Origin of the sequence: Mesorhizobium sp. ES1-3, from assembly GCF_020164795.1 — a bacterium.
Taxonomy (GTDB): Bacteria; Pseudomonadota; Alphaproteobacteria; order Rhizobiales; family Rhizobiaceae; genus Mesorhizobium.
In genome coordinates this window covers 1-1,550 of record NZ_JAIUGW010000067.1, presented here as the reverse complement: position 1 = coordinate 1,550, position 1,550 = coordinate 1, and the positions used below count along the sequence as shown (strand labels likewise).

The following is a 1,550-nucleotide window of genomic DNA, read 5'->3' as shown; positions in this document are numbered from 1 at the left end:
GTCGTCCGTGAACAATGAAGTGGGTCAGGCTGCGCTGGATCTGGGGCGGCTTTGGAGTGCTGTGATGAGAAGCCGCAAAAGCAGCCTGAACCATTTGATCAGGAGCGAGAAGTTGTAGCCGGCGGCGGCGAGGATGGCGTTGATGGCGTCGCCCTGTTCGCCGGCGAGGTAGTTGCGGCCCATGCGGTGCTCGGCCTTGATGTGGCCGATGACGGGTTCGACTGCCGATCGCCTGCGCATCTGACGCTTGATGGCAGGTGTGACGCGGCGCTTCTGGCCGGCGGTGAAGACCCTGAGCTTGTGGCTTTCAGGTGCGTTGTGGCCGCGATATCCGGCGTCGGCGAGGATGCGGCCGATTTCGTTGCCGATGGTCTTTTCCATGTCGGGGATAACGGTCGCGAGCGTATGGCCGTCATAGGGATTGCCGGGCAGTGCCTTGGCGTGCAGGGCGAACTGGCCGCCCTTCGAGCGTTCGAGCGTCGTGGCGATCGAGACCTTGACGCCGAACTCGTAAGGGGCATGCGCCTTGCCCTTGCCGATGCACTCGACCTCATGGGCGTGCAGGCTGTAGATTTTGCGGCCGCGCTGGCGCTGACGTTGCTCCAGAACCGCCGAGGCCTGGTAGAGCGGCCACTTGAAGCTCGCCTCGAGGTCCGCTTGGCCGGCGATCCGGCGGGAGATGTCGCGAATGGTGCGGCCGAGATAGGTCTTGAGCTTGCGCAGCGCCTTGTTGGCCCGCTTGAACTGCTTGGCGTGGGCGTAGCGCTGGTGCTTGATCAGCGCCAGCTTGCCGACCCGCACGTAGGTCTGGCGCAAATCGAGCCCCGCCTTCTTGGCCAGCCGCACCAGCCGCTCGCGCGCCCGATTGACGAGCTTGGCGTCGGTGGGGAACATCACGTTCTTCGGCTGCACGGTCGTGTCGACGATCACCCGGCGCGTATCGGCCGGCTTCATCGCTCCGCTCTTGACCGCCACCGCCAGGCTTTCTTGCAGGAGCGCCGTGATCCGCTCCTCGCCCATGCGCTGGCGCCAGCGCGTCATCGATGAGCGCTCGAAGGAGAGCTCGTGGCGGAAGAACTCTTCACCGCACAGATACTGGAAGTAGGGGTTCTCCACCCAGCGGGCGCACAGCTCCTCGTCCGACAAGTCGAAAGTGTGCTTCAGGATCGCAAGGCCCGCCATCAGTCGCGTCGGCAAGGGCGGCATGCCAGGACCGTCCGAATAGACCGCGCCGAAACGCTCCTCCAGCACCGGCCAGTCGATCGCCTGCGCCAGCCGCACCAACTCGTGCTTCATGTTGATGATCTGATCGAGCCTGGAGCGGAACAGGTCCTGCTCTCCCGTCTCGCGCTTCTCGCGTGGCCTGGACATTCGCCGTCCCCTCGATTCGCCCGCCAAAACGAGTGAATCACGCATCGGCGCACAAGGGAATCGTCAAATCGAATTGCAAGAAAACGGCCACCAGACACCGCAAATGTTGCAACGCTATTCCCGCATTCCTCACCGATTAGGAAACCAGATCAAAGCCTTGCGGATAGTTCACCGGCGAC

1 protein-coding gene is annotated in these 1,550 nt (G+C 63.4%); it reads right to left on the bottom strand.

The genetic code is table 11. From position 1 onward, the window contains the following. Positions 1–24 precede the first annotated feature (24 nt). Positions 25–1,371, bottom strand: a complete 1,347-nt coding sequence (locus LB536_RS30965; protein ID WP_224599147.1) for an IS5 family transposase — start codon at positions 1,369–1,371, stop codon at positions 25–27. Between the last annotated feature and the right edge of the window lie 179 nt (positions 1,372–1,550).

What these genes read in the sequence shown, in the direction of transcription:
- LB536_RS30965 (WP_224599147.1), bottom strand. Translation starts at nt 1,371, where the DNA reads ATGTCCAGGCCACGCGAGAAGCGCGAGACGGGAGAGCAGGACCTGTTC.